This is a genomic window from Bacillus sp. JJ1521, assembly GCF_036965165.1.
GTDB lineage: Bacteria > Bacillota > Bacilli > Bacillales > Bacillaceae_L > Ferdinandcohnia.
The window spans coordinates 14727-39832 of sequence record NZ_JBALOX010000015.1; the positions used below are offsets into that span (position 1 = coordinate 14727).

Consider the following 25106-nt stretch of genomic DNA (forward strand, 5'->3'; position numbering starts at 1 on the left):
AAGAGGGAAAAACTGAAATTTATGCTCCGCTTGATGAGTATGTCCCAGAAATTGAAAATGATCTTGAACTAAATGAGCAGGAGAGGGCGGCATATGAGCAGTTTAAATTGGACCATAATCCTGAGGCACTAAGAAATCTTGAGCCAATCAGTGTGGCGAAAATATATCTCCAAGCCAATGCTGATGGTGATCAAGAAACCTCCTATGCCTTGTATACAACGAGAGAGGACCGAGTCATGTGGTCAAAGGAAGAGGATAAGAAATACTGGGAACAAGATCCGATGTTTGCCAAAACCGACAATAAAGCTTTTTACGGTTTGGGTTCTGGAACCTTCCATCAGCAAAGCGAATATGAAGGCTATATCTCTTTCCGTAATAAAGACGGGGACATGGGTTTCCAAATGGTGAAAGAGGAGAACGGTATTTGGAAAGTCTCCTTTATGCCAATTCAGTAATGAAATGAAAAAATCCAACCCCATTTTAACACGAGGTTGGATTTTGTTTATTTTAGTCTAAAGCCTTCGTCATATAAATAATCTTCAGCTTCATCATAGGAGCCAAAAGCTTCTTCTAGATTTAATCCAGAGTATATATTCCACCATTCGTCCTCAAGAACAAGTAGCAATGATTGTCCTTCATCATTCACCCAGCGTTCCTCTTGTCCCTCACCAATGATGGCATTCTCCCTTGCTAATGGAGAATTTGCTGAGAGGGATTGAATCGATTCCTTTACGATTCTTCTCAAATCAGCTTCTGAGAAATCACGAATATTTATAAAGCCCTTGTCATCGACCTCATAGTTTTGAAGGTTTCCGGCGTATACAAAACCATTGCCTTTTGGATGAAGATGCTGAACAACAATTTTTTTATCAAAAACACTGTCATTATAATGAAAGTTTACTCTTCCTAAAGATACATCTTTACGTTGTAGCTCTGGGAAGGATTCAATGATCCTGAGTTTTTCCTCGAAAGATAACATATGTAAGTCCTCATTTCTGCATTTTTACTATTGTGTAATTTCCTTCACGCGACCAACCTGACCATCCTCTAATCGAACCTTAATCCCATGAGGGTGGAAGCTAGACTTTGTCAAAATATCTTTGACAATTCCTTTTGTTAGTATACCAGTTCGTTGGTCCTTTTTTAACACGATTTGCACTTGCGTTCCTGGTGAAATATCTGCACGATTCTGCCCATTCATAGCGAAAATCCTTCCATTTATTATTTGTTCTCTTAGTTTACCTTATTTTTGAAAAGATATCTTTTAAAAATATAGGCACATCTAAATACTTAGTCGGTGGATGGAGAAGAGTGTGATTTTAGTCTCATGTTTTTAGGTTCTAATTAGTATAAAAGGTTGATATACATAGCGTGAGGAATGTGGCAACTTTATATTGCGGAGGTCGTTCATTAACTGGATTTTACAAAATACATAATAAAGTAAGTTATGTAAAAGTTTTATTTTACTTTCGTAAATTCCATTGACCGAGTTCCCGTGCGACATTATCTTGAAGGCGTACCAAAAATACTAAGTAAGGGGAGAAAGCTGTGAAAAAAGGCATGGTGAGAAAGTTACTATCGGTATTTTTTGTTTTTAGTTTAATAGTGCCTACTACTCTATTAAACTTCGCACCTCCTGTAAGTGCAGCAGAAGGAACTGCTAGTGTAACTGCAGAACAATCATCTTATATTACAGTAGCAGAAGCAATTGCAAATAATTCGGGTAAGGCTACGGTACAAGGGTATATCGTAGGAACAGCTAGTAGCGGAACAAAATATGTTCAGATTCCACCGTTTACGGTTGCTACAAATCTTGGTTTAGCAGATGATCCAAACGAAACGAATCCTGCAAAAATCTTGCCTGTACAGTTACCAAACGGTAGTGCAGTTCGTACAGACTTAAACTTGGTGGACCATCCAGAAAACTTCCAAAGAAAGGTGGCTATAACAGGTAACCTCGAGCAATATTTTAGTGTTCCAGGCCATAAAAGCGCAACTTCCTATGAATTTCTTGATGGTGAACCAAATCCAGAACCTGAACAACCAACAGTAATCAGCATTGCCGAGGCGCGTGCTCAAGGTACTGGTAATGCAACAGTTAAGGGTATTGTAACTGCAGTATTAAAAAATACCATTCATATCCAAGATGAAACGGCTGCAATTGCTGTTCGTCCAACTTCATTACCTGTTCAACTTGGTGATGAAATCACTGTAAGTGGGTCATTACAAGAATATAGAGGGTTATTACAATTAGATTCTGCAAAATTGATTGGGGAAAAAGAGGGTAAAGGGGTACCGTCTCCAGTTGAACTTGCAGGAGCTGGAATAAATGAAGAAAATGAATCTAAATTAGCAGTTGTTAAGAACATCGAACTTATCGCTGTTTCTAACGGGAACGGCTGGGCAAACTTTACTGCAAAAGCCGAAGATGGAACAGAATTTTTAGTTCGTGATGAAAATGGGACATTGGGACTATCTGTTGGAACAACATATGATTCGATAACAGGTATTGTCCAACAGTTTGATGCGGATTATCAAATCATTCCACGTGGACAAGCTGATATTGTTGCGGATGCAACAAAAGTTCAGCCAGTAAGTGCATCTCATCCATCAGGTACCATTCCTGCTGGAACTCAAGTAACATTATCTACTACAACTGTAGGTGCAGACATCCACTTTACAACAGATGGAACTGAACCAACGGTTGAAAATGGTCAGAAATATAGTGAACCAATAACAATTGACCAAGATGTAACAATCAAAGCGATTGCTGTAAAAGAGGGCTTAACCGCAAGTGAAGTTAAGGAATTTACTTATAAAGTATTCGATATTGAAAACATCAACATCCATGATATTCAAGGTGAATCTCATGAATCTCCTCTTAAAGGTAGAACGGTTGAAAATGTGGAAGGTATCGTAACGTACACTTATAAAATCAATGGCGGTAACTACTTTCATATGCAAACTCCAGATGACCAAAAGGATGACAATCCAAAAACATCTGAAGGAATCGTCGTTTATACTGGGAATCAAGCAAATGTAGCAGTTGGAAATTTAGTAAGTGTAACAGGTACTGTCGATGAATATCATATCGATGGCTACAATGATAAAGCGGACACAGACCTATCCATCACACAAATCAATGCACGTGATGACCGCGGTGGTGCAGTGACCGTAATTCAAACTAAGGTTGAATTACCTGAACCGATAAAAATTACGAGCGACAACCTGCCAAGTCAAGTAATTGATAATGATAGTTTTGCAATGTTTGATCCAGAAGAAGATGCAATTGATTTCTGGGAAAGCATTGAAGGGATGCTTGTTGAAGTAGAAACTGTAAAGGCTGTTGCACCTCAGGAACATGGTGATTTAATTACTGTTCTTGAAGACAGACAAACGGATACAATCCACGGCGGTGTACTTTTAACTGAAGACAATGCAAATGCGGACCGTATCCAATTCAAGATGTACGATAACAATGCTGCTAGAGATTTCGAAGTAGCAACAGGAGACAAATTTACTGGACCTATTACGGGTGTAGTCAACTATGGTTTCCAAAACTATAAGATTTATGTAGATTTAAAAGAAATGCAATCAAAACATGTAAAAGGCAATGCAAAACCAGAGACAACAACGATTGTAAAAGAGGAAGACAAGGTAACCATTGCTTCTTATAATCTAGAAAACTTCTCAAATAATACAAAAGAAACATCAAATGACAAAGCTCAAAAACTAGCACGTGCATTTGTGAAAGATATGGAAAGTCCAGACATTATCGGAGTAACTGAAGTTCAAGATAACAATGGACAATCTGCTGGAGGTTCAGCTGCAAATGAAAGCTATCAACGTTTAATTCAAGCAATTGTTGCTGCTGGCGGTCCTGAATATGAATATTTAAATATTGACCCTCTTAATAATCAAGATGGTGGAGCACCAAATGCCAATATCCGTGTAGGATTCTTATATAATCCAGACCGTGTTTCATTACCAGAAGGCATTTCAGCTGGTGATGCTACAACTGCAGTTCGCTATGAAAATGGTAAATTAACGCATAACCCAGGTCGTATTGACCCTACAAATGCTGCATTTAATAACAGTCGTAAACCTTTAGCAGCACAATTTACCTTCCAAGGTGAAGATGTTGTTGTGATTGTAAACCACTGGAATTCGAAATCTGGAGACACTCCATTATTCGGTTCAACACAACCAGCAGTGTATGGTAGTGAAAAACAACGTAAACAAATTGCAAATGTTGTTTATAACTTTGTAGAAGAAATAAAAGATGATAACCCAGACGCCAATATTGTATCTGTTGGTGACTATAATGATTATCAATTCTCCGATGCAATGAAACTATTTGAAGGTGAATTGATGACAAATATGATCAACCATGTTGAAAAAAGTGATCGTTATACGTATTTGTTCCAAGGGAACTCACAGGTTTTAGATCATATTGTGGTATCAAATAACCTGGTTTCTCAAACTGACATTGATATTTTACACATCAATGCTGACTTTACTGATATGGCAGGCCGTGCATCTGACCATGACCCGGTATTGGTCCAGGTAGACCTTAAGAAGAATGAGAATTTCGACTTAACGGTTATGCATACAAACGATACACATGCTGCTTTAGACAATATGCCGAAAACAGTTACAGCGGTGAAAGAAGTAAGAGCGGAAAACCCTGATGCACTTCTTTTACATGCCGGAGATGCTTTTACTGGAACATTATATTTTAACGAGTTCCAAGGTAAGGCAGACTTGGCGATGATGAACTTAATGGGCTTTGATGCAATGACATTTGGTAACCATGAATTTGACTTGGGATCTTCAACTGAAGGTCATCAAAAATTAGTCGAGTTTATCCAAGGAGCACATTTCCCATTTGTAAGTGCAAACGTTGATTTTTCGAAGGATGCTAAATTTGATGGAGTATTTAATGATGCCATCGCAGCAGACTTTGATAATGGTCAAATTTATAATGGAATCATTAAAGAAGTAAATGGAGAGAAAGTGGGTATCTTCGGTTTAACAACGGAAGAAACAGTCGACATCTCCAGTCCTGGTTCCATTGAGTTTCAAAACTATCTGAAAGAGGCAGAAAAAGCTGTTCAAGCCTTTGAAGCAGAAGGTGTTAATAAGATTATTGCATTAACTCACATTGGTTTTGATGATAATGCAGCAATTGATAATGACTTAATCCTTGCTGAAAAAGTAGAAGGCATTGATATTATTGTCGGAGGACATAGCCATACAACATTAACTAAACCTGTGGTTGTTGCAAAAGATGCAACACCAACAGTTATTGTTCAAACAGGTAATTCTAACAGCAATCTAGGAGTACTAGATGTAGTGTTTGATGCAAATGGTGTTGTGATTGAACATGCGGGAGAATTAATTCCAATCGGCAGTCAAGCGGCTGATCCTGAAGCAGCTGCGGTATTAGCACCTTATAAAGCCAAAGTTGAAGAAGTTGCTAAAAAAGAAATCGGAGTAACAACTCCTATCCCATTAGAAAGCCCTCGTACAAATGGTGATAATTCAAAACCAAGTGTACGTAAAAATGAAACAATTCTTGGTAACTTAATCACAGATGGTATGCTTTTAAAAGCAAAAGAATTTACTGGTAAAAATGTCGTAATGGCGTTGCAAAACGGTGGCGGGATCCGCGCAGGTATTGATGCTGGTCCAATCACAGTTGGTGAAGTCATCACTGTTCTACCATTTGGAAATACGTTAGCAACAATGGAGTTAACAGGGGCTGAATTAAAAGCAGCATTTGAAATCTCGGTAAGCAGTTACCCTGCAGAAAATGGCGGATTCCTACATGTAGCAGGAGGTAAGGTAGAATTTGATTCTTCCAAACCAGCGGGTGAACGAGTAGTTGGAGTTTACATTAAAGATGCTAAAGGAAACCTTGTAGCAGTTGATGCTAATACAACGTACATCATCGCAACGAATGCTTTCACTGCTAAAGGTGGAGATGGCTATGGTGTATTCGCAAAAGCCTATGAAGAAGGCCGAGTAACGGACTTAGGACTTTCCGATTGGGAAAACTTCCGCGATCATTTAGTAAGCCTAGGTAGTGCGGGAATCCCAACTAAGGTTGAAGGTAGAATCATTGATGTCCAAACAACCCCAGGTGAAGAAGAGCCTCAAGTTGTAGTTGTTACTCCAGAGCTAGAAAAGGGTAATAAATACAATGTTACGGCAAAAGATTTAGATGAATTGAAAGAGGGAGCTACAGTTGAAGTAAATATTCCTGAAAAGAAAAATACAATTTTTGTATCATTTACTTCACAAACTGTGGCAAAACTTAAAGAAGCAAATGCAACATTAGTGGTTTCCAATGGTGTTGCTGAACTTCAGATTCCAGCATCTAGCTTACCTAATGGTGAAATAGAAATTAAAGTGGAGAATAATAATCGTAAGGGTTATGATTTTACATTCAAATCCGAAGGTAAGGGCGGCTATAAGAAGTTCGACTAAAAATCAGTTAATAGTAAATTAAAAACACAGGTCGTAGAAATGTCTATGACCTGTGTTTTTTCGAAAAATTTTCAGGTTCTGTCCTTACTTTGAAAAATTTTTAAAATGTTAAAGTAATGGGTAATTTAATGGCTTTTCTCTAATAACAGAAAAATCATTAAAACCGTCAGCTATATCAAATATATTAAACAATAATTCAAAATATTTTTTAAAAATAATTGACTGACAATGTGAAAGCGTATACAATAACCCAATAAGAACTTGTATGGTACATGGTACATGGCACATATAAGCGATAAGGGAGGGATATATGGAGCGCGGCCATTAAGCATATTGTTCATGTTTTTAGGTTGTCACTCGGTAGGCTTGAATTATAATCAGTTGTTGAAGGTAGGGAAACATTGAATATGTTGATTGTGTTTGAACATCCGCAATAGACCTATTATGAGGAGGGAATTGAGTGGGAAATGAGAATTGGAGATCTTTGAAGGAAAAAATAGATTGGCCTGTTTTTTTGATAAGTGGTGGTGTTCTTGTTCTGTTTGTTCTTTTATCAGCGTTTAATGTAGATGGGGTTACAAAGTTAGTGACGAGTGGTTTCAATTTATCAATCAAATATTTTGGAGCATACTGGCAATTATTATTACTGGCTACCTTTATTGTTGGGGCAGTATTATCTTTCTCTAAATATGGAAATGTTCGATTAGGTAAATTAAACAAACCGGAAATGGGCTTCTTTAAGTGGGCAGCTATTATTGTTACGGCAGGGTTAGGTGCTGGGGGAGTCTTCTGGGCGGCAGCAGAACCCATGTATTATTTTATGGACGTACCTCCGATGCACAAGGGTATTCTTCCGGGAACGGAGGAAGCAATTGGTCCGGCATTGGCACAAAGTTATATGTCTTGGGGGTTCACTGCTTGGGCCATTTATGGTGCGATTAGTACGATTGTCATTATGTATGCGCACAATCATAAAGGGATGCCATTGAAACCAAGAACTCTTTTGTATCCGATATTTGGTGAAAAGATTCGCAATAGTGTATGGGGAACGTTAGCGGATGTATTTTGTATACTTGGTGCCGCAGCGGGGACGATTGGTCCGATTGGCTTTCTTGGACTGCAAGTTAGTTATGGTGTGAACGCTGTTTTCGGCTGGCCTGATGGATTTGGTACACAGTTAATCATCATTATTGGACTTACGAGTGTTGTTTTAATCTCCACAATCACAGGAATTGATAAAGGGATTCAATGGTTTAGTAGATTAAATGTCAATATGGCAGTAGCGATCGGTATTTTTCTACTACTTTTCGGCCCGGGTGAATTTATCATCAACTCATTTGTTTCATCATTTGGAACTTTTATGAGTGAGTTTATGACGATTAGTACATTTCGCGGTGACCAAGAATGGTTAGGGTATTGGATGCTATTCTTCTTTGGATGGTTTATTGGATTTGGCCCATTAGTGGCCCTTTTAGTCGCGAGAATTTCAAGAGGTAGAAAGATTAGGGAAATTTTCGTTGTTGTATCAGTGATTTCATCTTTAACGACAAATTTTTGGTTTACAATTTTAGGAGGTTCGGGAATCTTTTATGAACTTAAAAATGTAGGATCTGTAAGTGGCCCGTTAACAGAAGGTGGTCTTCCAGCTGCAATTATTGCGATTGCGAATCAAATGCCACTTGGCTCGATTATGCCATTCCTATTCCTGTTGCTAACTGTATTGTTTGTCGTCACGACGGTGGACTCGATGGCTTATTCCATTGCGATGAGTGTAACAGGTGTTGGTGACCCGCCAAGAACGATTCGAACGTTTTGGGCAGTAGTCATGGCAGTTATTGCGATTATTTTAATCAAAATTGGCGATGGAGGAATCGGGGCCTTACAATCTTTTGTTGTCATTGCGGCAGTTCCCGTTTCCATTCTAATGATGCCAATTCTATGGCATGCTCCCAAACTTGCCAAGAGAATGGCCATAGAACAAGGGATTGTGCCTGAGACGAAGGATGAACGATTGCCTTCAATGGCTGAAATATCTGCATCAAAAGAAAACTAATAAAAATTATTTGAAGATTTAAAAGAGAAACAATTGACTATAAAATTGAAAACGGCTACAATTTGAATATCATCTTGTATGGTACATGGTACATACAAGACACCAAGAAGCTGAGAGGGAGGTGTTTCTCATCGTGTCAATATTAACTATGAGCATTACAGAGCAGGTTACAAATGCTATTCGGGAAGCAATTGTTACTGGTGAATATGAACCAGGACAAAAATTATCAGAAGCTTTTCTTTCGGAACATTTTAAGGTAAGTAGAACCCCGATTCGGGAAGCATTAAAACAATTGGAGCGAGAAGGATTAGTTGAAATCATTCCTCGAGTAGGATCATGTGTAACCAAACCGACAGATCGAGATTTAACAGAGCTTTTTACCGTAAAGGAAGTTATGGAAGGGCTAGCAGCTGGGCTATTAGCGGAAAGTGGTGATACAAAGTACATCGAAATGGTTAAAGAATCTGTTACATCAATGGAACAGGCTGTTAAAACCAATGACCACAAGCTATATGTAGAGTCAAATAACATTTTCCATAAAGCCATCTTGGACGGAGCGAATAATTCAAAATTAAGCTACTTATTAAATTTGCTTCTGAACCAAATTCCGTATAGCCGTTATGTGTATTTAAGTATTGAAGTACCAAATCGCTTGGAAAAATCGTTACAAGAGCATCAGGAAATCTTGGAAGCAATCCTTCTAGGAGATCGAACGAAAGCAGAACAGGTCATGCGTGATCACGTAAGGGCAAGTGGAGTGCAACTTAAGAAAGGGATCTATAATAAACTTTATGATAAAAAACAAGAATAGAGAGGATTGAAACCTATGAAATTTGGAATTTTTGCAAACCTAGCTGGTCCAGGAAGACACGAAGAATACTATAAAGTTCTTGATGAAGCACGTGAGCAAGCAATCTATTGTGATGAAAATGGCTATGATTCTATTTGGTATACGGAACACCATTTTGGCCATGAGGGTAATGAATTAATCTCTAACCCAATCTTAATGGGTGCAGATATTGCAGCAAGAACAAACAACATTCGAATTGGGCAGGCAGCAAATGTGGCTACATTCTGGCATCCGCTTCGTTTAGCAGAAGATGTCGCAATGCTTGACCAGCTAAGTAAAGGACGTGTCGAAGTTGGTTTAGCTCGAGGTTTATACGGAAGAGAAGCTGCAAACTTAAACTCATTAGCTGATCCCAAAAATCAACAACAAAACCGTGCTCTTTTTAATGAAACATTAGAGATTTTAAGAAAAGCGTGGTCGAATCGATTCTTCTCTCATCAAGGCGATATTTATCAATTCCCTCCAGAAGGATTGAAATGGAGCCATCCAATGAGTCCAGCAACGGAAGAATTCATGGATATGGAGAAGGGAGAAATTAATAAAATTTCCCTTATGCCAAGACCATATCAAGAGGAACTGCCAATCTGGCAAGTCATTGATTCACCAACTTCTATTATTGCTGCAGCCCAAAACAATATTAAAGGTATGTTCTGGATGCCGACTGTAAAGGAATTAAAAGGCCGTTTTGAATTATACCGTGAGCATGCATCCGCAGCCCGTGGACATGAAGTAGCGCTTGGCGAAGGAATTGCCTTGGTACGTGATGTGTACGTTGCGGAGACAATGGAACAAGCACGTGAAGATGCGGCAGAGGCAGTATTAAACAACTACCGCTGGATTTGCCACTGGAGAGGACTAGGTAATCTAATGGATCCCGGTGAAGAAGTCAAACCTGGCCAAGAGTTAAACTATGAATTCTTACATCCTAGAAATCTATTATTTGGAACTCCAGACTATGTCGCGGAGAAAATCCAAGAACTGAAGGATGAGCTTAATTTACAAGAATTATTACTGTGGGTGAACCACAATAGTTTGCCACATGACAAGATGATGAAGAGTTTGAAACTATTTACAGAAGAAGTTATGCCGAGATTTACAAATGTGAAAGCGGGGGTTTTATAAATGTTAGAAATTCGTAAGGTATACACGGCCATAGAAGAGACTCGTATTGAAGGCGGTAAGGAATTAGATACACCTATTCGAATGATTACAACAATGCTCGTCATGAAAAACCCATGGGCTGGCAGAGGATTTGTACAGGATTTAATGCCTGAAATTAATGAATATGCGCCGGAAATTGGTGAGGTATTAGTAAATGAATTATTTAAACATATTGGTTCTCCAGACGATGTGGAAGCATTTGGAAAGGCCGCTGTTGTTGGCGTAGATGGCGAGATTGAACATGCGTCTGCCTTCATCCATACATTAAAGTTCGGAAATAAATTTAGAGATGCTGTTGAAGGAAAAAGCATTTTAAGCTTTACGAACAAGCGTGGTGGAGCGGGAACAGCCGTTGTGATTCCAATGGTACATAAAAATGACGACTCCCAACGCTCTCACTTCCTTACGTTTGAAGCAACGATTCCAGATGCACCACGAGCGGATGAAATCGTGGTCGCGATCGGTGTCGCGACAGGCGGACGTCCACATCCAAGAACAGGAAATCGTCATCAAGATATGGTAGAGATGGGGCTGGTTTAATGCCTTTCGCACACTATGATCAAGGAAGCATTTTTTATGAAGAAAAAGGGAATGGTGAACCATTAATTTTCATTCATGGTGTGGGCTTGGATCATCAGATGTGGGAAAAACAAGTGAAAGGTCTTTCTCAGCATTATCGTGTTATTTGTTACGATATGCTCGGGCACGGGGGATCTGAACATCCCCCAGGCCCATATTCGCTTTCCCACTATGTCGGGCAATTAGCCGGGCTCATGCAACATCTAGGGTTAAAAGAAAGCCATGTGGTCGGCTTTTCTATGGGAGGAATGGTTGCACAAGCTTTTGCCCTTGAGTTTCCTGAAAAAATTCAAACTCTTACCATCCTGAATGCAGTTGCCAATCGAACGGATGAACAACGAAAAGCGATTCTGTTACGAGTAGAAGAAGTCAAAAAATCAGGTGCACAATCCACAATCGAAACAGCTATCCAACGTTGGTTTAATCCTGAGTTTCTAGTAAATAATGAATCAGTTGTGAATCAAATACGTACGCGGCTTCAAACAAACAACCCTCACTCCTATTTGGCTGCCTATACACTTTTCGCTACAGCAGACCAGGAGTTATGGCCAAAGCTAACAACGATTAAACTTCCAACATTGATTATCACTGGGGAACATGATGTTGGATCAACTCCGGAAATGTCGATGAGCATGCATCAGCAAATCGAGCATTCAGAACTACTAATTTTTCCAAATATGAAACACATGTTACCGGCTGAAGACGCTGATTATTTAAACAAGGAAATTGAAAAATTTATTAAAAAGAATGCAGTGCCGGTGGTGAGGTAAAGGGGAGAAAATGCTCATGTCAGAATTAAAAAAATACAAGATGTATATTAATGGGGAATGGACGGAATCAACAAGTGGTGAATATTTTCCAAGCTATAACCCTGCAAGTGGAGAGCCTTGGTGTTATGTAGCTAAAGGAACATCCGAGGATGTGGATCGTGCTGTTCAAGCAGCCCATCATGCCTTTTTGCATTCTAGCTGGGCAAAAATGACGTTTACGGAAAGAGGGCGCCTGGTCAGAAGATTAGGTGAGCTAATTTCGGAAAAAGTAGATGAGCTTGCGGAATTCGAAACACGTGATAATGGAAAATTGATTCGTGAAATGAAAGGGCAACTAAATTATCTGCCTGAATTCTTTTACTATTATGCAGGCCTCGCGGATAAAATCCACGGTAAGACCCTGCCGATTGATAAACAGGATATGTTTGTCTTTACATCAAGAGAGCCACTTGGTGTGGTGGCTGCGATTACACCTTGGAACTCACCGCTTTATTTAACGACATTGAAACTTGCTCCAGCACTAGTGGCAGGTAATACAATCGTCATCAAGCCATCTGAAGTCACATCGGCATCTCTGTTGGAACTGATGAAGCTTGTAGAGGAAGCTGGATTCCCACCGGGGGTAGTGAATGTCGTGACCGGTTTTGGGATGCCGGTTGGAGATACATTAACGTCGCATCCACTTGTAAGACGTATTGCCTTTACTGGTGGCCCAGATTCAGCCCGACATGTGGTGCGTAGCTCGGCGAACAATTTTGCACAGGTTTCGTTGGAACTTGGCGGGAAATCACCGAATATCGTCTTTGAAGATGCGAATCCTGATAACGCCGCCATGGGAATTATTGCAGGAATCTTTGGTGCATCGGGTCAAAGCTGTGTAGCAGGGTCGCGCGCGTTTTTACACGTTGACATCTATGACAAGGTCATGCATAAACTTGTTGATCGAGTCTCACAAATTAAAATTGGCGATCCGCTAAAAAATGAAACAGAGATGGGTCCGCTAGCCACACAAGCCCAATTAGAACGTGTAAAACAATACGTCTCTTTAGGGCATGAAGAAGGCGGGAAGGTTATTCACGGCGGTAAATCTCCTGAATACTTGGATAAAGGATGGTATTTTGAGCCTACCATCTTTGAGCTTACCGATCACTCATCCCGCATTTCAAGGGAAGAGATATTTGGTCCTGTTTTAAGTGTTATTCCTTTTAAAGATGAAAAAGAAGTGATTCATCTTGCCAATTGCACGGACTATGGTTTGGCTGCTGGCATTTGGGTAAGTGATGTAGCCAGAGCCCATCGTGTTGCCAAGGCAGTAAATGCCGGAATTGTTTGGGTCAATACCTACCGAAGTATTTCTCCGATTGCACCAATAGGTGGTTCAGGGTTAAGTGGATATGGTAGAGAAGGCGGTTATGAAGCAATTCATGAATATACACAAAGTAAGGTTGTATGGGTGAATACATCATCTGAACCCATTCCAGATCCGTTTATTATGCGATAAACAAGACAAGCAATAGCCCCTTGGACAGCGGCGTAAGGCCCCGAGTACCCCGCAGTTTATTTAACGTTGGGCGGAAGAGGGAAGGCCAATAGCTGATTGGGCGCTGGAGCAGGACAAAAAGGAGGAGCAAACATGAAATTATTAGCGATATCTGGTACGATTACGGGCTCCAAAACAAAAGTGGTTGTCCAAAAGGTGGCAGAAGAGGTCAAAAAGAACGATCCAGAAATTGAAGTAGAAGTACTAGATTTAAAAGAATATAATCTTCAATTCTGTGATGGACGTGACCCATCCACCTATACAGGGGATACAAAAAAGGTAATCGACATCGTTTCATCAGCTGATTTTTATATCATTGGAACACCGATTTTCCAAGGGTCCATAACAGGGGCTCTGAAAAATCTATTTGATTTAATCCCTCCTAAGGAGTTTAGAAATAAAGTGATGGGATTTGTGGCAACAGGCGGAACTTATCAGCATTACTTAGTCATCGAAAATCAGTTGAAACCAATTGCAGGCTATTTCCGAGCTTATGTCGCACCAGGATCTGTTTATGCAACGAATGATCATTTTAATGCACAGAATGAGATTATCGATGCTGATGTGTTAAGCCGCATTATTCATTTAAGCGAAGAGGTTGTTCGGATGCAAAAAGGTCTAAAAGAAGAACTTCAATTTCAAGCATGAGGCGGTGGTGTTTAATATGCACGGTATTTCAATAGTAGAAAAAAGTAATTCCCTGCCGAAAACAAGAATTAGTGGAACCGTCATCCGCGGCAACCAAATTGGACGCACCATTGGATTTCCCACAGCGAACTTGGATTTGCATGAAGAATCTACTTTGCAAAAAGGGGTATATGGCGTCCGTGTGTATTATCAAAACCAGTCCTATTACGGATTAATGAATGTAGGCGTAAGACCGACTATCAATAAAGAAGAAATGAACATCCATTATGAAGTTCATATTTTTGACTTTGATCAAATGATCTACGACGAGGAATTGGATGTTGAGGTTTGCTATTTTGTCAGGGAAGAACAGCTATTTAGTTCTATGAAACATCTCGTTTTACAGATAAGAAAAGATGTGGAGACTGTCCAACGCGTTTTTAATATAGAGAAGCCTGCTCTTTTTAAAAGGAAGATTAAGCCTGGATCTGAAGAGTATATCCATTTAACAGACTTGGCATTTATTCAGATGTGCAATGACAAGTATGGCATTAATCGTGGCATTTATAACACGATTGATAACTGGATCTTTCAACAAGGAAATAAAAATATCCTAGAACGCAGAAGGCTTTTATTAGCCTTTCTCGAGTCATTAAAGGAGCACGAGAATACTCGTAAAAAGTTTGGTCCTGGCGGCTTGACACCAAAACTTGAGGAGTTTTTTTACGGAAGTCTTAACGGAAAGGCAGCCTCGAATCTTTAGTTCACTTATTTTATTTAAGACGGAAGGAATTGTATGCGATGTCATATGTAGAAAAAATTGCAAAAAAGAATTTGCTCATTCATGGTGAATGGGTCGAAGCAAAGGCGTATAAGCCGCTGTTCTCTCCATATTCTGGTGAAATCATTGCGGAAATTCCGGATGCAACAGAACAAGAGACGGAGTTGGCGATCGAAGCCGCCTATCGTACGAGAAAAGTTATGGCAAAATTGCCGGCATTTAAACGGGCAGAAATTCTCGAGAATCTAGTCCAATTACTGAAAGAGCGAGCAGATGAAGCAGCAGAAATTATTGCTTTAGAGGCCGCAAAACCAATTACAACAGCCAAGGGCGAAGTTGCTAGAACAATCGAAACGTATAAATTTGCGGCAGAAGAAGCGAAACGAATTCATGGCGAAACCTTGCCATTAGATGCTGCTAGTGGCGGAGTCAATCGACTTGCTTATACCGTACGCGAACCACTTGGAGTGATTGGGGCCATTACCCCGTTCAATTTTCCTATGAATCTAGTAGCTCATAAGGTGGGTCCTGCGATCGCTAGCGGAAATACGATTGTCTTAAAACCAGCATCCCAAACCCCATTATCTGCTTTTTTCATTGCTGAACTACTTCAAGAAGCCGGCTTACCTGCAGGCGCGCTTAATGTCGTTACAGGCAGCGGCCGTGTGGTGGGGGATAAAATCGTGAATGACGACCGTGTAAACATGATTACGTTTACGGGAAGTCCGGCTGTGGGGATTGCTATCCGTAATAAAGCGGGGCTAAAGCGGGCAACGTTGGAATTGGGATCGAACGCGGCTGTTATTATTGATCGAGATGTAGAACTTGATAAGATCATTCCACGCTGTGTTGAAGGAGCATTCTCATTCCAAGGTCAAGTTTGTATTTCCTTACAACGGGTGTACATTCATGAGGCATTATATGATGAATTCATCGGAAAATTTGTTCAGGAAGCAAAGAAGTTAAAGATCGGAAATCCGCTTGATCCAGAAACAAATGTATCTGCCTTAATTACACATGGAGATGTCGAACGTTCGTTACAGTGGATTCACGAGGCAACTAGCTCTGGTGCTAAAATTGCAGCAGGTGGCATAGCTGAAGGGAATATTCTTCTGCCAACAATCATTGCTGATGCGGATGAAGATATGAAAGTATCGTGTCAGGAAGTATTTGCTCCTATTGTGATTGTAAATAAAGTAGCATCTGTTGAAGAAGCGATCCAAAAGGTCAATGATTCACGTTACGGCTTGCAAGCGGGAATCTATACGAATAATATTCAAACTGCCCTTAACACCATTGATGAGCTGCATGTTGGCGGAGTCATGGTCAACGATATTCCGACTTTCCGCGTTGACAATATGCCATATGGCGGAGTAAAAGAAAGCGGAAATGGTCGTGAAGGCTTGAAATACGCCGTTGAAGAAATGACGGAATTAAAGCTTGTTGTATGGAATCGGAATTAGGTGACAGCTAATGGCTTATTTTGCAGCATTTTTACACATGTTGGACATTGAAAAAAACAAAGAAGTTCTCCCTCGTCATATTCAGTATTTAGATGAATTGGATGAGCAAGGGAAAATTTTTGCAAGAGGTCCTTTTTTAGACAATTCTGGTGGGCTTATAGTATACATCGCTGATTCAATTACCGAAGCTTACTCATTGGCGGAAAAAGACCCCCATGTTATCGAAGGGTCAAGGAAGTTAGAATTGAAGGAATGGAAAATCCTTGTAAAGAACTAATGGAGAGATCTAAGCCGCTATCTTTACTTGTATGGTACATGGTAGCGGTATGGATTATTCGAAAAGGCTTATTTCAAAAAACTTGTTGCTACTTGGATTTGCTGATAGATTGTTTAACTTGCCAATATGCTAAAAAACTTACACTTCATTAGTGACATTTTAGGAGAAAATCAAGGAGTGAAATGAATGGATTTGAAAAATACGGCTCTTTTATTAATCGATCTCCAAAAGGAAAGCGGTACATCGGATGTTGTCGGGATGAACAAAATTGTTCAAAATACGGAACTTCTTATTCAAACATGCCGTGAAAATGGGATCCCGATTATTTATACCCGCCATATCGGCAGAGCGGATGGGGTGGGTCTTGCGAATAAAGAACCAGTAAATGAACAAGGGGGACCCATCTATTATCATGCTGAAACGGAAACCATTGAAATCATTGACGAAATAAGACCAAAAGGAAACGACATCGTTATTGATAAATATCGATACAGCGGTTTTTACGAATCCAGTCTTGATTTAATGTTGAAAAGCTTAAAAGTGAAACATTTGATTGTTGGGGGAGTACTTACCGATTGCTGTGTATTAGCTACCGTTTTAGATGCGTATTATCGGGACTATCAAGTTAATCTTGTAAAAGATATGTGCGGGACGACCACCGAAGGAGCCCACATGGCTTCCATATTAATGATGGCAAATTGGATCTATGATTTAAAAGTATACGATGCAGAACAACTAATAAAGCAATTAAACAGCGAAGAGTATCAGGTTTGGGAGTCTTCTAGTCCGGACGAACTTCAGTTTTCTCCGGAAAATGTGCGGGACGTTTTTGCAAAGTTATCCGATAAGTAAAGATTTAATTAAAAAAGGAGGAATGTTTGTGAAGGTTGAAACACGGAGTATTGAATATGTTCCGGAGAATGAGAGGCACGGGAAGGCGAGGGATTTATTTCCGATCTGGTTTGGGGCTAATATGAATATTACGACCGTTGTGTCGGGGGCATTACCTATTATGCTAGGGCTTAACCTGTTCTGGAGTGTCACTGCAATTATAATCGGCGCCCTTGTGGGGGCAATATTCATGGCATCCCATTCTGTTCAAGGACCGAAGCTTGGAATCCCGCAAATGATACAAAGTAGAGCACAATTTGGCGTAATTGGAGCCATTATTCCATTATTCCTAGTGATGTTTATCTATTTGGGCTTCTTTGCAAGCAATACGTTGCTGGCTGCCCAAGCAGTTGGCGATCTTGTTCCAATTGGTCAAACTTGGAATATCATCTTTATTGGGGCTATTTGCTTTGTTGTAGCTCTATATGGATACGACTTAATCCATAAAGTACAAAAGTGGTTCTCAGCCGCTTCATTGGTTATTTTCCTAATTATGACTGTCATTGTATTTCTGTTACCAGTTCCTGCCGAGCAATGGATGCCTTCAGATTTTAATTTATCGGCATTTCTACTCTCAGTCAGTATCGCTGTTACTTGGCAATTATCCTATGCTCCATATGTGGCAGACTATTCACGATATCTTCCTACTAATACACCGGCGAAACAAACCTTTTGGTATAGTTATTCGGGCACGGTCATTGGCGCTGTTTGGATGATGGTATTAGGAGCAGTTTTAACCATTGCGATTCCTAATTTCGCTGATAATACAGGAGGAAATTTAGCTGGACTATTTGGAAATTTTGCTATAATTATGCTTGTATTGATTATCTTTGGACAGCTTGCCATTAATGTGTTTAACTTGTACGGAGCATTTATGTCTTCGATTACAACCATTGAACCATTTTTTAAATTCAGGGTTACCCCGAAGGTTCGATTTGCTTTCCTTCTTGTGATCACAATGGTCGCAACAGGTTTATGTATTCTTGGGCAAGGGAACTTTTTAGACTTTTTCTTAAACTTTATTTTCTTTATGAGTTATTTCTTGATCCCGTGGACATCTATTAACTTGGTTGATTATTATGTCTTGCGGTCAGGCGAGTATAGCGTTAAAGACATATTCGACCTTAATGGGAAGTACGGCAAGGTAAACGGGATTGCTACATTTGCGTTTGTCGCATCGATCATTGCTGAAATACCATTTGTAAACGCTTCATTCTATGTGGGGCCGGTTGCCAATATGCTTGATGGAGCAGATTTAGCCTGGGCTGTAGGACTTTTCTTGCCAGCGGCTCTCTATTATTTCCCAATGAAACATAAGCTTAGTCGTTCTAATGCATCTCCCGAATCCAATGTGTTGATTAATAACAAGGCGGGAGAAATGTAATATAAGGAGTAGATACCACATCTACTTCAGTATAAAAATACGGTCCTGACGAGTCGCCTTGCATGTATGTAATTAAATACGTTTACATTTATTTTTGAGCTAATTGAAAAAAGGTGAACAGGGTAGTATTACAACCTTGTTCACCTTTTTTCTATTTACTTAATAACTTCAGAGGAAGGTATAGCATATTCCCACGGGGGTAATTTACCTGTCTCTTTGCCCCATCAAAATAGCTGTATCGGATGCATGGATGAATCCAATGGTTTAAACTCGTAGCCTTGGCCTTTTAAATAGTCTAATAGCTTTGGCAAATGTGCAAGTGTTTCGGGTCTTTCGTGCAATAATATTACAATTGGCTCATTTACCCGATTTAGTTTATTCAACTGCTCAATTACACTATCCACATACCGGCTATCTCGAAATTGCCAATCACGGCTGTCAATATTCCAATCCCACATTTTAAATCCTGCCGTCTCAACTGCATCTTTATAAGCATCTGTCATATATGGTGAACTGCCATACGGGGTCCGAATCAGATCTGTTTCGATACCAGTAATATCTAAAATCGTTTGTTGTGTTTGGTCCATTTCTCCCACAACAGTCCCGGAAGATTGATAGAATTTCTTTTTATCATGGGTTACACCATGAAGGCCTACACTGTGCCCTTTGCTAACCATTTCCTTAACAGCATCTGGAAAATGTTTAATATTATTGTCTAGCATAAAAAAAGTTGCTTTCGCATTATATTGATCTAGTAAAGCAAGGATATCCTTTGAAACCTTATGAGGACCATCGTCAAATGTAAGGTAAACCGCTCTTGAAGGTGGGGCTGGTGTTTCCTTTGGTGCCTCCTGTTTTTCATCTGGTTCCTGTTCATCATCTACTTCGGGAGTTGTTGGATTCACGGTAACTGGAGCTGGTTCGACTGTAGGTTCTGTTGTAGGTGAAGGTTCTTCCTCAGTGGGCTTTTCTTCATCAATATTACTTTTTGGTTTGTCATCAACTTTTAAATCATCATCTATTGGTTCATTTTTCTCTGGAGTTTCAACAGGTGCAACAATTTCGACAACCGGTTCAGATGCATCTGCTGCTAGAAAAAATTTCGATTTTAGTAGAAAAAAAGAATAAAAGAGTAACAACACAATTAAGCTAAACAACGCAATAATTTTTACAATGCTGCCTTTCCCCATTTTTTTCGTATTCGCCCTCGCCATTAAGCATACCTTCTTTGCTGTGATTTTCTTCACTATATAAGACGTCTTATATTGCAGAAAGGTTTCAGTATTATTACAATAATTTTACAATAACAAAGACTATCTTACCATAAGGAATGGTCGTGGGGAAGAAGAAAATTTGGAAAAAAAAGGTTTTGAGAATCAGAAGTTTATAGTCTAATATAAAATGGACAATTTACTTGTTTCCTATAGAAAAATAGTTAATAATCCACTTATAAACATATTTAACTTTATTCAGTATAAATCCCCTACTTCAGTAAGTGGGGGGATGAATGCAATGAGGCATCTAATTTGCGTGGGAGTTCAAATACGACTGAATAAAGTTAATGCCTCCGGCGGATGCCACGATTTTTCAGAGGTAGCTTTTCGAGCGTAGGATCAAAGACTAAGAACGCCACGTCCTGCGGCAACGTCTTTATGACCCACCTCGTGTGGGCCTAAAAAAATCGGGCGCAAATACGCCAAGGCGCATTTGATAATAAAGGAGGATCTCGATTTGAAATTAAGAGTTTCAGCGGTGCAATATCATCTTCATACAATTCGTTCCTTTGATGAGTTTGCAGCTCAATGTGAGCATTATATAAAAACAGCAATGGAGTTTGACGCAGAATTCATTTTATTTCCTGAATTTTTTACTACACAGCTTTTATCAATTGGTAGGGAAGACGGTTCAAGCATGACAATTGATGACCTACCAAACTTTACAGAAGAATACAGAGCACTTTTTTTAAGGTTAGCAAAAAAATATAATGTGCACATTATTGGCGGAACACATGTTATCCGTAAAGGCGACCACCTTAACAATGTGGCTCATTTATTTTATCCAGATGGCAGAGTGGGGGAGCAGGCAAAGCTGCATATTACTCCTACAGAAGTGAACGAGTGGAATATGTCACCTGGTGAGGATTTCCAAGTGTTTGATACGGAAAAAGGACGCATTGCGATGCTAACCTGCTATGATATCGAGTTCCCTGAAATCGTTCGGATCGCAAAGGCAAAAGGTGCTGATGTCATCTTTTGTCCGTCATGTACAGATGATCGCCACGGCTTCCATCGTGTGCGATATACAAGCCATGCACGAGCAGTGGAAAACCAAGTATATGTAGTTGGAACTGGCACAGTTGGTTCTCTGCCAACTGTTGATTTTATGCGTGCTAATTTTGGTCAAGCAGTGGTGATCACACCAAATGATATTCCATTTCCGCCTAAAGGGATTTTAGTTGAGGGCGAAGTGAACAACGACATGATTGTGACGGCTGACCTTGATTTAGATCTTCTTTATGAGGTGCGTGAACGTGGCCCTGTTACAACATGGCGCGACCGTAGAACTGACCTTTACCCTGATTGGAACTAACTTTATTCTCTTGATAAAATTAATGCCTTCGGCGGATGCGATTTTTTAATGGAAATTTTCCAGCATTAACTGGCACTAAGCCCTCATGGAGGGCAACTGCCAGTAAAAGCCTGAGAAAGTGAACGAAGACTAAGAACGCCACGTCATGTGGCAACGTCTTCGTGACCCACTTCCTGTGGGCCTCAACTAACAATCTGTGGTATAAAGATTCCACAGATTGAAGTTTCACTGTATCTCCCAGTAAGATCAAAGACTAAAAACGCCACATCCTGTGGCAATGTCTTTATGACCCACATCCTGTGGGCCTAAAAAATCGGGATCAAATACGCCAAGGCGCATTTGATTAAATAGGAGTGGATAAGATGGAATACAAAAGAATAACTAGTATCAATGACCCGTTATTTTTCAAAATGCATGAATTAATGAAGAATGTGTTTCCGAAAGAAGAGGTTCTGGATTATGAGCTTTGGAAGGAACCACTTGAAGACCCAAGTATCCGCGTTTTTGTTGCTGTCCATGAAAATGAGGTTGTCGGGACAACCGAATACCGTTATTATCCAGATTGGAATATTGCGATGACTGATTTTACAATCATTGGCCAACCAGGTATGAGCATCGGTCGCTTCTTAGCTCAAAATCGTAGCAAGGATTTACAAGAACTTGCTAGTGCAAATGGCAAGGAGCTTTTCGGAATGTTCGCTGAAATCTATGACCCATATAAAGTGGCACACTATGAGTTTGGTACAGTGAAGCCGATGGATCCGTTCGTTCGCCGCGAGGTTCTATCCCATCTTGGCTATAAGCGTCTTGATCTCGACTATGTTCACCCCTCGTGGAACAATGATGGCGAAGCTGTAAAGGGACTTGATTTATGCTTCATGCCTGGCGATGAACAAGTCAACGAGCTTCCAAGCCAATTAGTCGTTGATTTCTTAACTACCTATTACACCGTTCTTCCAAACAAACCAGCAGAATGGCTTGAAATGGTGAATGGATTAAAGGGAAAAGAATTAGTAACACTATCCCCATTATAAAAATAAGGTCCATATTTAAATCTCATTGGTTTAAATATGGATTTTTTTTGTCTAAAAAATGTCTGAAAACCAACATGTGATATAAATCATATTCCAAGGAGAGTGGGAGGATTTACAATTAACGTAGAAGAGTATGTTTGGAAGGTTTTGCCCTTTTAAACAAACCAATATTCATAAAGCTGGTGAGTCTTTTGATTAGTCAAATTTTAGACGGATTTAGTTTTCACTCCCAATGGAACGGGGGAGTCATCTTTTTTACCTTGATATTAATTGTTTTATATATGTTCCTTTTACCAACAGCTAAGGACCATAAAAAATATAAATCAATTGCGTTTGCAGGAAGCATGCTGTTGATTCTTTTTGCTGTCGGAAGTCCGTTGAACCTATTGGGACGCATGCTGTTTCGTGCCCACATTATTCAGATTGTCGTCGTACTTCTGATCGCGGCACCGTTACTTGTAATTGGAATGAAGACAAATCTACTTGAAAAAGGATTAAAAAACAATGGTGTGAAGAAGGTATATCAATTTCTAGTCCATCCAGTGTTTGCGATCGTTTTATTTCATGGTTTGTTTATTGGATACCATGTGCCTGGCTTGTTTGACTGGATTCGAACAGGGTATTTTACAAACTACTTCTTTTTAGTAGGGTTGATTTTAGCTGCTGCACTCTTGTGGTGGCCAATCATCGCTCCGATTAAAGAGCAAGATCATATGACCTTAAAACAAAAGCTCATATATATAGTGGTCAATATTGTGTTGTTTTTGCCAGTGACCTTGTTTTTATGGCTCTCAAATGGCGAGTTGTATTCGGTTTACAGTGACACAAGTCAAATGCTCGCCGCTTTAGCATTATGTATGCCTCTTGGAGAAGAGATTCCACCAGATTTGTTGGAAACATTGCTTCCGTATCCGCCAATAAGTGAACAAAAGAACGGAGCGATTATCTTATTTATTTCTCAAGCTTTAATTTTCGGCTTGAGCGCAATATGGTTGTATATGAAAAAAGGCAGGAAGTGAAGTTTCTGCCTTTAGGTCAAGGGGTCAGCACTTATCGGTTGGGGGATAAGGTTATGTACCCGAGCCGATAAATAGACGTAAAAATTCCGTCTATTATCCTAAAAAGTGCAAAAATGGGGAGTTTTTCAATGCATAACCGGAAAAACTCCCTTTATTTACCCCGCAACATTCTCCATTCTAAATTTAACCGGAAAAACTCCGCTTATATTGTTCTTGTTGGTTACCCTCAGAGCGCCTAATTTTTAAAAATTAGCTAAGTTTTCCGATATAAGCTAATTCTGTAACTTCGTTTGAGTCTGTGGAGCCATCAAGGATTTTGCGAATGTCCTGTAAGGTATCCTGTAAACTAATTGTTTCGCCTTTTTTACCGGTATAGGCTTCAGCTACATAAAAAGGTTGTGTCAAATATGCCTCAAGCCGTTCACCGCGCTTATAGGTTTGAACTTCTGTTTCCGGAAGTTTCTCAAGCCCGTGCACAGTAACGAGTGAACGAAGCTCGCGGTAGCGACGTAATAGTTTTTTTGCACGCTGCTGGATAGTGAAATGTGTTTGGTCTAGGTGCGCCCCTTCAAGAACGGAAGAGGTAGAGTATACTGGGTTGACGGCAGGAAATTGATGTCTAGCAGTGAGGTCAGCGTCAAATTGCCATAATGTTTCAAGTGGTCCAAATGGTACATCTTCGTCAACGGCCTCACCTTTTAAATCCACAAGGATGGTCGTGAAAGAATCAACTCCAATTGAATGTAGTTTCTCCTGAAGCGTTTGGATTTCTCCAGTGATGACATGAGAGCGATCAGCGGCAAAAGCAACTTCTTTTGACTTACCAAGCTTTGCAATTTCGTCGTAAGCTTCTTTGATTGTTTTTACCTGGATTTGAACCTCATCTAAAATATCATTAATTTCTGGATGGTCCCCTTCTGGTAAAAGTAAAACGGTTGCAAGATCATTGTTGCGTAAGCGATGGAATAATTCTGCAAGTACGACAAGCTGCCCCATTCCAGGACGGGCTACAAGACCAACGGTACCACCTTTTGCTAATGGAGCAAAGACATCAAGCGTTTTAATCCCCGTTTCAATCATTTCGATTTTCTCCCCTCGAATTAATAATTCATCCAAACTACACTCAGCTAAATCGGCAAGCGCCACTAATGTGCGCACCTCCGCGCGTCCAACGGGAATCTTTCCTGTGCACAGATTTGATACAGTCGCTGGGCGTAATCCCACAGAGCGTGCCGCGGTTGTTAAATTTGGTACTCTTCTACGAAGCAAAGATACATTGAGTCGAATATCTTCCAAAATTTTCACCTCCTGTTACTTTTTAGAGTAAACTAAATTCCGTTTGAATGCAATAAGAATTTGCGTTATGGAGTAATTTTTTTTGCGGTTGTATGTTTTGTGGTGCTAACGCGGATAGAAATAAATTATCGTTGATAGAATGAAAATAACACCGATAGAATCAAATTATCGTCGATAGAACAAAAATAACGCCGAAAGCCACATCGGAAACCCCTAAATTTTTGTTCAATTTTAATGAAAAGGCCAGATAGTCCGGTCAATCATCGACTGTCCTCAAAAATCAACACCCCCAGGAATACA

The 25106-nt window shown here is 39.9% G+C and carries 21 protein-coding genes; 17 read left to right on the top strand and 4 right to left on the bottom strand.

All coding sequences use genetic code 11. The annotated features are described in order from the left end of the window. A partial coding sequence (locus V7147_RS03345) for an RNA polymerase subunit sigma (protein ID WP_335366445.1) occupies positions 1–455 on the top strand: 455 nt, incomplete at its 5' end. A 47-nt stretch (positions 456–502) separates the two neighbouring features. On the opposite strand, the gene V7147_RS03350 is transcribed toward V7147_RS03345, so the two are convergent. Both V7147_RS03350 and V7147_RS03355 read right to left on the bottom strand, forming a co-directional pair. Beyond that, entirely contained in the window at positions 503–979 is a 477-nt protein-coding gene (locus V7147_RS03350; protein WP_335366446.1) for a hypothetical protein, read from the bottom strand. Between the two features lie 27 nt (positions 980–1006). Next, positions 1007–1201, bottom strand: a complete 195-nt coding sequence (locus tag V7147_RS03355) for a YwbE family protein (protein WP_335366447.1) — start codon at positions 1199–1201, stop codon at positions 1007–1009. Between the two features lie 347 nt (positions 1202–1548). Here V7147_RS03355 and V7147_RS03360 point away from each other — a divergent pair, with 347 nt between their 5' ends. The 13 genes from V7147_RS03360 (at position 1549) to V7147_RS03420 (ending at position 18868) form a co-directional block, all read left to right on the top strand. Beyond that, on the top strand, positions 1549–6492 hold the full coding sequence (locus V7147_RS03360; RefSeq protein WP_335366448.1) for a 5'-nucleotidase C-terminal domain-containing protein: 4944 nt from the start codon (positions 1549–1551) through the stop codon (positions 6490–6492). A gap of 460 nt (positions 6493–6952) precedes the next feature. Continuing rightward, positions 6953–8545, top strand: a complete 1593-nt coding sequence (locus V7147_RS03365) for a BCCT family transporter (protein ID WP_335366449.1) — start codon at positions 6953–6955, stop codon at positions 8543–8545. A 133-nt stretch (positions 8546–8678) separates the two neighbouring features. Then, positions 8679–9356 (top strand): GntR family transcriptional regulator, encoded by a 678-nt coding sequence (locus V7147_RS03370; protein WP_335366450.1) that lies wholly within the window; start codon positions 8679–8681, stop codon positions 9354–9356. 15 nt (positions 9357–9371) lie between these two features. Beyond that, a complete protein-coding gene (locus V7147_RS03375; RefSeq protein ID WP_335366451.1) occupies positions 9372–10517 on the top strand; it encodes an LLM class flavin-dependent oxidoreductase in 1146 nt (381 codons plus the stop codon). After that, the gene (locus V7147_RS03380) at positions 10518–11096 is read left to right on the top strand and encodes an amino acid synthesis family protein (RefSeq protein WP_335366452.1); all 579 of its coding nucleotides are present in this window, start codon (positions 10518–10520) and stop codon (positions 11094–11096) included. After that, positions 11096–11905, top strand: a complete 810-nt coding sequence (locus V7147_RS03385) for an alpha/beta fold hydrolase (protein WP_335366453.1) — start codon at positions 11096–11098, stop codon at positions 11903–11905. Before V7147_RS03380 ends, V7147_RS03385 begins: the two co-directional genes overlap by 1 nt. Before the next feature lie 16 nt (positions 11906–11921). Further along, positions 11922–13406, top strand: a complete 1485-nt coding sequence (locus V7147_RS03390) for an aldehyde dehydrogenase (protein ID WP_335366454.1) — start codon at positions 11922–11924, stop codon at positions 13404–13406. A gap of 132 nt (positions 13407–13538) precedes the next feature. Then, the gene (locus V7147_RS03395) at positions 13539–14093 is read left to right on the top strand and encodes an NADPH-dependent FMN reductase (RefSeq protein ID WP_335366455.1); all 555 of its coding nucleotides are present in this window, start codon (positions 13539–13541) and stop codon (positions 14091–14093) included. A 16-nt stretch (positions 14094–14109) separates the two neighbouring features. Next, complete coding sequence (locus V7147_RS03400) at positions 14110–14835, top strand: riboflavin kinase (RefSeq protein WP_335366456.1); 726 nt, start codon at positions 14110–14112, stop codon at positions 14833–14835. 38 nt (positions 14836–14873) lie between these two features. Then, entirely contained in the window at positions 14874–16316 is a 1443-nt protein-coding gene (locus V7147_RS03405; protein WP_335366457.1) for an aldehyde dehydrogenase family protein, read from the top strand. A gap of 10 nt (positions 16317–16326) precedes the next feature. Then, a complete protein-coding gene (locus V7147_RS03410) occupies positions 16327–16593 on the top strand; it encodes a YciI family protein (protein WP_335366458.1) in 267 nt (88 codons plus the stop codon). A 186-nt stretch (positions 16594–16779) separates the two neighbouring features. After that, entirely contained in the window at positions 16780–17445 is a 666-nt protein-coding gene (locus tag V7147_RS03415) for a cysteine hydrolase family protein (RefSeq protein ID WP_335366459.1), read from the top strand. A gap of 28 nt (positions 17446–17473) precedes the next feature. Further along, positions 17474–18868, top strand: a complete 1395-nt coding sequence (locus V7147_RS03420; protein ID WP_335366460.1) for a purine-cytosine permease family protein — start codon at positions 17474–17476, stop codon at positions 18866–18868. A gap of 224 nt (positions 18869–19092) precedes the next feature. Here the strand turns inward: V7147_RS03420 and V7147_RS03425 are convergent, their stop codons facing one another. Next, positions 19093–20082 (bottom strand): polysaccharide deacetylase family protein, encoded by a 990-nt coding sequence (locus tag V7147_RS03425; protein ID WP_335366461.1) that lies wholly within the window; start codon positions 20080–20082, stop codon positions 19093–19095. 517 nt (positions 20083–20599) lie between these two features. Between V7147_RS03425 and V7147_RS03430 the strand changes: the two genes are divergently transcribed. The 3 genes from V7147_RS03430 (at position 20600) to V7147_RS03440 (ending at position 23510) form a co-directional block, all read left to right on the top strand. Beyond that, complete coding sequence (locus V7147_RS03430) at positions 20600–21457, top strand: carbon-nitrogen hydrolase family protein (RefSeq protein ID WP_335366462.1); 858 nt, start codon at positions 20600–20602, stop codon at positions 21455–21457. Positions 21458–21819: 362 nt separating this feature from the next. Next, positions 21820–22491: a GNAT family N-acetyltransferase gene (locus tag V7147_RS03435; RefSeq protein WP_335366463.1), complete on the top strand. Its 672-nt coding sequence runs from the start codon at positions 21820–21822 to the stop codon at positions 22489–22491. Positions 22492–22682: 191 nt separating this feature from the next. After that, on the top strand, positions 22683–23510 hold the full coding sequence (locus tag V7147_RS03440) for a cytochrome c oxidase assembly protein (protein WP_335366464.1): 828 nt from the start codon (positions 22683–22685) through the stop codon (positions 23508–23510). 249 nt (positions 23511–23759) lie between these two features. On the opposite strand, the gene V7147_RS03445 is transcribed toward V7147_RS03440, so the two are convergent. Continuing rightward, the gene (locus V7147_RS03445) at positions 23760–24806 is read right to left on the bottom strand and encodes an ATP synthase beta subunit C-terminal domain-containing protein (RefSeq protein WP_335366465.1); all 1047 of its coding nucleotides are present in this window, start codon (positions 24804–24806) and stop codon (positions 23760–23762) included. Positions 24807–25106: the final 300 nt, after the last annotated feature.